The 7,027-nt window shown below is 60.3% G+C and carries 9 protein-coding genes; all 9 read right to left on the bottom strand.

The genetic code is table 11. From position 1 onward, the window contains the following. Positions 1–30 precede the first annotated feature (30 nt). The 9 genes from HNP46_RS23825 to HNP46_RS23785 all read right to left on the bottom strand — a co-directional run bounded on the left by HNP46_RS23825 (position 31) and on the right by HNP46_RS23785 (position 6,837). Positions 31–234 carry a hypothetical protein gene (locus tag HNP46_RS23825; RefSeq protein ID WP_184593931.1) on the bottom strand — a complete coding sequence of 68 codons (204 nt, stop codon included), beginning with the start codon at positions 232–234 and terminating at the stop codon, positions 31–33. 24 nt (positions 235–258) lie between these two features. Beyond that, complete coding sequence (gene csrA, locus HNP46_RS23820; protein WP_184593929.1) at positions 259–438, bottom strand: carbon storage regulator CsrA; 180 nt, start codon at positions 436–438, stop codon at positions 259–261. A 5-nt stretch (positions 439–443) separates the two neighbouring features. Further along, entirely contained in the window at positions 444–1,382 is a 939-nt protein-coding gene (locus HNP46_RS23815; RefSeq protein WP_184593927.1) for a hydrolase or metal-binding protein, read from the bottom strand. 132 nt (positions 1,383–1,514) lie between these two features. Next, positions 1,515–2,519: a YqaJ viral recombinase family protein gene (locus tag HNP46_RS23810; RefSeq protein ID WP_184593925.1), complete on the bottom strand. Its 1,005-nt coding sequence runs from the start codon at positions 2,517–2,519 to the stop codon at positions 1,515–1,517. Between the two features lie 147 nt (positions 2,520–2,666). After that, complete coding sequence (locus HNP46_RS23805; RefSeq protein ID WP_184593923.1) at positions 2,667–3,635, bottom strand: DUF932 domain-containing protein; 969 nt, start codon at positions 3,633–3,635, stop codon at positions 2,667–2,669. Between the two features lie 97 nt (positions 3,636–3,732). Then, a complete protein-coding gene (locus tag HNP46_RS23800) occupies positions 3,733–4,059 on the bottom strand; it encodes a hypothetical protein (RefSeq protein WP_184593921.1) in 327 nt (108 codons plus the stop codon). 125 nt (positions 4,060–4,184) lie between these two features. Then, complete coding sequence (locus tag HNP46_RS23795) at positions 4,185–4,505, bottom strand: hypothetical protein (protein WP_184593919.1); 321 nt, start codon at positions 4,503–4,505, stop codon at positions 4,185–4,187. Beyond that, positions 4,502–4,825: a hypothetical protein gene (locus HNP46_RS23790; protein ID WP_184593916.1), complete on the bottom strand. Its 324-nt coding sequence runs from the start codon at positions 4,823–4,825 to the stop codon at positions 4,502–4,504. Before HNP46_RS23790 ends, HNP46_RS23795 begins: the two co-directional genes overlap by 4 nt. 488 nt (positions 4,826–5,313) lie before the next feature. Continuing rightward, positions 5,314–6,837, bottom strand: a complete 1,524-nt coding sequence (locus HNP46_RS23785; protein ID WP_184593914.1) for a fumarate hydratase — start codon at positions 6,835–6,837, stop codon at positions 5,314–5,316. Between the last annotated feature and the right edge of the window lie 190 nt (positions 6,838–7,027).

The following is a 7,027-nucleotide window of genomic DNA, read 5'->3' as shown; positions in this document are numbered from 1 at the left end:
AGGACTATGAAGCCCTGCTGCCCTGGATCCTCAACGCGACTGAGTAACTGCGCCTACTCGCATCGCAAGGACGTCGTCAATCAAGCGCTTACGGAACAGCAGCAAGGCCAGCACGATGATCAGCAGCAATGGCCAATACCGCAGGGCCAGAACCGCAATGGTCACCACCGCCGCGGTGCCAGCGAAGATGCTCACCAGCACGAACAGCCAACCTAGAAAGCGCAATAGATTCATCGTTGGTCCTCCAGGCGTGGGTGATCAGAACGGCAACCGCTCATGGGCCTGAATCCTCTGATATACCTCTTCCCGGTGCACCGTGATGTCGGGCGGCGCGCTGATGCCAAGGCGCACCTGGTTGCCTTTGACGCGAAGAATGACGATCTCGATGTCGTCGCCAATACGGATGGTTTGGCCGACGCTGCGAGTCAGGCTGAGCATGGTGGTTACTCCTGTGTGGATGATTGAAGGGCTTGCGCTCGATCTCTGAGCAGCGAGGCAAGCGAGGGTTTGTGTGGAGTGGATTGATCGGTTCCCGAAGACGACTGATCGGTTGGCTGTACTGGGGCTGGAGGCTGTGTGCCGGCTTCAGGAAAGAACTCATCGACGATGGCGCTACCTTCCTCCTCGCTGTCCTCAAAGGCGCCATTGGCAAAGCCCAGGCGTGCAGTGGCATCCAGCGCAGCCTGATCAAAGCCTGAGGCCTGGCGCGACTCATCCAGCTCGCGCGCCTGCAGCAGCGCCTCTTCCATGCCTATGCCACTGCGCACCGTGAGATCGACATAGAAGATTGGTGAGCCATGGCTCTGCCGTGTGGACTTACCTCGCAAGCGCATCTCCAGGGGCAGGCAGGCCAAGCGATTGCCGGACAGCGCTTGCAGGTATTGCAGGCGTGCCGCCAGGGTGCGGATGCTGTTAAAGCCCGTGGTGCGAAACACGAAGCTGCCTAGCGGATCGTCATCACCGATGCTGACGTTCAAGCGACCATAGGGCTTGCAGGCGCCGCCCTTGGCCAACGGGCAAGCCTCCGGTGAAGGGCAGCTATGCGACTCGATACCGGCCTGGGTGCGGCGCTTGCAGCTCTCGCCATTACCGACACAGACCGGACGCCCGGACTGTCGATCAAACAGGCAGTACTCGGCACGGAAGTTCAGCTCCGGAGCGTTGAACAACAAGCGGATCGGGATGCTGCGGATCTTGCCACCCTGGGCCTTGCGCAACTCCTCATCCAGGGGGTGATGGATCCAGCCGTCGCGCAGTAGCACTTGCGAGGTGATGGTGAATTGATCGTCCTTCTCCGGCAGGCGTTTGCCGTTTCTCTCGATGACCTTGCCGATGGAAATCCGTCCGAGTACGGGCGGTGTGATCGCCAAACCTTTGAGCATGGGTTTTCTCCGAAGCAGAAATAAAAAGGCCCCCACGACGAAGGGGCAACGTCGTGAGGGCCAAGGTGAAATTGAGTGTGGGAAACCTGGTGGTGCAGCCCACCAGCGCAATCGAATTAAACGACTCCGGTATTAATAAATCAGGAAGCGCCGGCTGCCAGTTTTGTGCGTGGGGAACCGTACCAGCAGATACGGCTTCTCTTTGAGCAACGTGGCGGTATCAAGCACCACGCTGTCCTTGGCTTTACGCCAAGTCACCGCGCCATTGGCGAACTCCGCGCGACTGGCATCGCCCATGGCCTGCTGCAGTTGTTGCTTGAGCTGCGCTTCACGCTGAGTCAATTGCTCCTGCTGTGTGCGCACGTCTTTCAGCTCATCAAAGCTAGCCGATAGCACCGCGTTCTGGGTGAAGTCCACCGTACGGCCATGGTCCTCCGGATACAGGCAGCGCAATGCCAACTCCGCTGACTCCGAACCGTCCGCCGGTGGCGGCGTATCGCGTTGCACGTACTGCCAGAAATCCCGCTCCAATTCGATCAGGCGAGCGATCAGCTCGTCGTCTCGTTCGATACGGTGGATCTCCAGGTGTTGACCACCGAGAAGTACCGCCACGTCAGCGGCCTGCTTGCCGGTGACGGCAAGCTGATGCATGACCTGGAGCTGCACGTACACCGGTACACCGTCTTTCCACAACTGTGCGCCATTGATGCCGGCTGTTTTGCATTCCAACACCTGGACGTCATCGGCGCCGATCACCTCGCGGTCGATGTTGGCGAGCATCCAGGGCAGGTTCGGATCAGGGTGTTGCAGTACCGCATGGATGCGCCGCACCCGATTGCCGGTACGTTGGGTGTAGTGCGTGGCGACGATGGGTTCGAGAATGTTGCCCCAGTAGGCGGGACTTTCCTCATCCTGCGGATCGATCTTGGGCAGTAGCTCGTCGCGGCCTGTCTTTTCCAGCCACAGTTCGAGCTGCGACTTGTAGGGATTCAGGCCTACCGCTGCCGCCGCATCGGAGCCGCCAATGCCGTGTTTACGCACTGCCAGCCACTCATCGCGGGACAACTCTTTGGTGCGCACCAGGCGCAGCGCTGGACGGCTGCGCAGCGGGGGAGATTCTGGCTGTACAGGTGTCATGGAGATTCCTCTGGGCAAGGCCCGCAACAGCAGCGCTTCAGATGCTAAGCGCACTGATGTGATAGTTGTGTGGGCACTCAATGGTACAATGACGAACTGCGGCTTGGCGTGCTCCAGTCCTATTGGACCGAGCACGCCGCCAGCGGTTTATGCCGCCAAAGCCAGCGCCGCATCGAGCGCCTTCTGCTTGAGTGCTGCCCCCTGACCAAACCAGGCCGAGTCCAGCCGGTACTCATTACTGCGTGCCCGACGCTCGTGGTCCACGAACTCCGTCACCGAGTTCAACAAGCCCCATGCAGTGCCCTGCGCCGACTCCAGCTGTGAGCCACGCCCACGGCCTTCGTACAGGCTCTGCACCTTGCGCATGGCCCTCTCGTTCGCCAGCTTCTCCGGCAAAGCGCCGTTAATGGGCGCATCGCACATCACATTCATGAAAAAGCCCATCGCCTCATGCCACTGCACCCTGCGTTCAGCAAGGTGGCGCATGCGATACATGAAGTCGCCCCATTGCGAGACCGCGATGCCGAGTTGCTTCTTCACCACCGTGGAATCAAAGCGCGTGTTATGCGGCACCTTGATAGCGCGGGAAGTGCCGTCCAGGGCGATGGTGAGGGTGTTGTTGCAAACGACGCGAATGGTCGTCGGCGTGGCGGTGGTGGCGAGCGTTCCGTCGCAGGAGGTCGCCAGCAGCAGGTAACCGTTTACCTGATCATTACCCTTGAGTGCGGTGTTTTGCCCGGTGCGTGCCAATGCCCAGAACTTGCGACCGCCCTTGAGTACGCCCGCGGTTTCCAGCTCGTAGCCCGAGACCTCCGTGAGATCCCGGTAGAACTCCAGGACCTCCTTGGGTTGAACGACCTGGTAGCGCTGAGAGACTACAGAGAGAGGTGTCTTGGTGTCGGAGCGGTAGAGCACTTTCTGCTCGGGGAAGGAGTGGATGCTGCCCAAGTGGCCGACAGCATCGGCCTTGAAGTGCACCGGGCTTTCCTGGATCTGCCAGTTCATTCCAGCTTCGCGTTGCCAGACGTCGATGGACTGCTTGCGAGGTAAATGATTACCCAGGCCATGCCAGGGAGTGTCGCCTACATAGGCCATTTGTTCGATCAGATGCGCCATGAGAATTTCCTTTGGGTAATAGACGGCATACAGCGCTGCGCGAGGCGCAGCACCGAGCCAGAAGGGATGGAGTGGATAGAAGCGAGGGAAACTAGGGCTACGTCGGAATGGGGCTGAAGCGGTGATTGCAGTTCAGGCAGCGGCAGTTGTTCAGCACGCGCTCATCTACTTGCCTGCCCAGGGCCGCGCCAGCAACGCCACCCGTGGCACCACCGACCAAGCCGCCGAGAATCGCGCCAGCAAGACCACCTAGCATCATGCCAGGTGGACCGCCAATCACGCCCAGTACGGTGCCGGCCTCAGCACCGGCCAGTGCCCCGGAAAAGCCACTGGCGGCGCCGCCCACCGAGCCGATCAGGCCACCAGCTTTCTTGCCGTAGTCGCAGGTGACGATGCGGGTAGAGCGACAAGCGGGACAGATCATTGAAGTAATGCTCCCTGTATCACGTCGAAATTCAGAAGTATGAAGGCAAATCGTGGAGGCCTTCATGGTCGTGATATAGGGCTGAAAATTCTTTGAATCGACTCCGCCGAGCTGAACGGGTCTGTTTAGGGCTCAGTAAGGTCGATCAGGCGGAAGCATTCGCCGGTTTCGCTGGCAAAATGACCGGCTGTGATGATGCCCAGCACTCGATTTTCCCCCATCACGACAAACTCCCCGGCCTTACGCCGAGTTACTACGCCAATAAAGCGGCTGAAGCTGCCATTAGGCAGGCAATCTGCGACGTCAAACAGCCGTGCCTGCTGAATGTGATAGCGCCGGGCTCCGTCAGCATCCACTAGATCGAATCGGCCATCCAAACGATAGGCCGCTGGCTGTTTTCGCGGCGCCAGTTGTGCCAACTGCGCGGGAGTCATGTAGTCGCTCATGCTGATTTCACCTCAACAAGACGAAAGCGCTTTCCATCACCACACCAGAAGTAGCCATCGGCACGAATCTCCCCCAGCAAGAGCTTTCCCGCCATGATTCGCCACTCATGGGGAACTGAACCGAGGACGACCTGGCCAATCATGCCAATGTTGGGATTGAACGAGTCCATCTGGGAGTGCAAATAGAAGTTCCCGCCGCGCAGGGCGTAGATGGGGAGTAGTAGAGCAGGCTGGAGTGGCAAGTCCTCCGGCGGGTAGTCGACCTCTCGATGGAGGTCGTAACTACGACTCGGCAGGTAGTGAGATGACGTACAAGCCATAATGCGTCTCCAGACAGGGCTCGTACGCTGAGATTAGCTGGCTTTCAGGTGTGAACCTGCATGCGCGATAGCGCGTGACATCGCCGGCCAGACCTCTCGACGGCAAGTCATAGTGGCGAAATGAAATCTATCGTAGGATCAGGCCGCGTTTTGCAGAATGGAAGCTGACAGACGTAAGGCCGCATCCCCGTAGTGCGGCCTTTTTGCTTTCTGAGAATCCAGTGGCGGCGTTGCCCCCTAGAAAAAGAAGAAACCAGGTACGATAAAGCCAGGTAGCCCATGCTCGATGGCGCAATGCCATTGTGCTCCTCCTGATGACTCCAGCTTCTACTGCCTCCATTGATCGAAACTTGATCAAATGAAGCAAGTGGGGGATTTTGTGGGTGAAGCCATTGATACGAGCTTAAAATACTCAATAAAATCAAATAGATACAAATAAAAGCGCCCGACACTTGGCCGGGCTTTTTCATGCAGCGGTCAGGCAGCGATCACTGCACTTCCACCGCCAGGTTCTCGGCGATCTTCTTCTGCCAGATGGCCGGGCCGGTGATGTGCACCGACTCGCCATTGGTGTCGACCGCAACGGTCACCGGCATGTCCTTGACCTCGAATTCGTAGATCGCTTCCATGCCCAGTTCGGCGAAGGCCAGGACCTTGGACTTCTTGATCGCCTGGGCGACCAGGTAGGCGGCGCCGCCCACGGCCATCAGGTAGACGGCCTTGTTGTCCTTGATCGCCTCGATGGCGATCGGGCCGCGCTCGGACTTGCCGATCATGCCCAGCAGGCCGGTAGTTTCGAGGATCTGGCGGGTGAACTTGTCCATCCGCGTTGCGGTGGTCGGGCCTGCCGGGCCAACCACTTCGTCACCGACCGGATCGACCGGGCCGACGTAGTAGATGAAGCGGCCCTTGAGGTCCACCGGCAGCTCTTCGCCCTTGTTCAGCATGTCGACCATGCGCTTGTGCGCAGCGTCGCGGCCGGTGAGCATCTTGCCGTTGAGCAGGATGGTCTCGCCCGGCTTCCAGCTCTGCACTTCTTCCGGAGTGATGCTGTCCAGGTTGACGCGGCGCGCAGACGGGCCGGCTTCCCAGACGATTTCCGGGTAGGCGTCCAGCGACGGCGCTTCCAGTTCGGCCGGGCCGGAGCCATCGAGCACGAAGTGCGCGTGGCGGGTGGCGGCGCAGTTGGGGATCATGCACACCGGCAGGGACGCTGCGTGGGTCGGGTAATCCATGATCTTCACGTCGAGCACGGTGGTCAGGCCGCCCAGGCCCTGGGCGCCGATGCCCAGCTGGTTGACCTTCTCGAACAGCTCGAGGCGCATTTCCTCGATTTTGTTCTGCGGGCCGCGGGCCTTCAGCTCGTGGATGTCGATCTCGTCCATCAGGACTTCCTTCGCCATCACCGCGGCCTTCTCGGCGGTACCGCCGATGCCGATGCCGAGCATGCCTGGCGGGCACCAGCCGGCGCCCATGGTCGGGACGGTCTTCAGCACCCAGTCGACGATGGAGTCGGACGGGTTGAGCATGGCCATCTTCGACTTGTTCTCGGAGCCGCCGCCCTTGGCCGCGACGTCCACTTCCACGGTGTTGCCCGGGACGATGGAGTAGTGGATCACCGCCGGGGTGTTGTCCTTGGTGTTCTTCCGCGCGCCGGCCGGGTCGGCCAGGATGGAGGCGCGCAGGACGTTCTCCGGCAGGTTGTAGGCGCGACGTACGCCTTCGTTGATCATGTCGTCGACGCTCATGGTGGCGCCGGCCCAGCTCACGTCCATGCCGACGCGGACGAACACGGTGACGATACCGGTGTCCTGGCAGATCGGGCGGTGGCCGGTGGCGCACATGCGCGAGTTGATCAGGATCTGCGCCATCGAGTCCCGGGCGGCCGGCGATTCTTCGCGCAGGTAGGCCTCATGCATGGCCTGGATGAAATCAACCGGGTGGTAGTAGGAGATGAACTGCAGGGCATCGGCGACGCTCTGGATCAGGTCGTCTTGCTTGATCACGGCCATGGAGCACGGTCCTCTTCAGGCAGGAAAGTCAGGCGGGGTAGTACAGGCTCTCGCCTGTGACATCGGGAGTTCGCCGACACGGCTGCGGCGAAAAAAGGCGCCGTAGTATACCGCTGCGGCCGCTTGCCGCGCACCCGCCGGTGATCCGACCTTGGTCCCAGATTACCCACTGCCAGGGAAAAGGAGCCGG

The organism is Pseudomonas nitroreducens (assembly GCF_014204515.1).
Taxonomy (GTDB): domain Bacteria; phylum Pseudomonadota; class Gammaproteobacteria; order Pseudomonadales; family Pseudomonadaceae; genus Pseudomonas; species Pseudomonas nitritireducens_A.
The sequence above is the reverse complement of the archived record's forward strand: the minus strand, read 5'-3'. Positions and strand labels throughout refer to the sequence as shown.